Annotated in this window: 1 pseudogene; it reads right to left on the bottom strand. The window is 49.0% G+C overall.

What is annotated here, in order from left to right:
* Positions 1-61: 61 nt before the first annotated feature.
* A pseudogene (locus ACTHSP_RS21840) lies at positions 62-469 on the bottom strand (polyphosphate kinase 2); the annotation flags it as partial.

Raw genomic sequence — 469 nt, 5'->3', positions numbered from 1 at the left:
AGGATTAAGAAAAGGCCGTCTGAAAGATGAAATTTCAGACGGCCTTTGGTAATGTTACAAATTAATCGTGTCCGAGATCGACAGTTTTTTCTTTGTAACGTGTATCAGGAATCAAAACAATTTTCTCGTCCACTTTGCCGATGGCTTTCACGTCTTTGCCCGGATAGTCCAGCTGATGCAGGAAGTAGCGGATACAGTTCAAACGTGCACGTTTTTTGTCGTCGGAACGGATGATGACCCAAGGCGCGTCGCCGGTGTGGGTGTGGAAGAACATGGCGTTTTTGGCTTCGGTGTAGTCGTCCCAGCGGTCGAGCGATTGGATATCCACTGGAGACAGTTTCCAGTGTTTCAGCGGGTCGTCACGACGGGAGATGAAGCGACGGAGTTGTTCTTCACGGGATACGGAGAACCAGAATTTGAACAGATGGATGCCGCTGGCAACAAGCATACGTTCCAATTCAGGGGTTTG

It is taken from the genome of Neisseria sp. P0001.S005, assembly GCF_051963715.1.
This window is presented reverse-complemented; position numbering and strand designations above follow the sequence as displayed.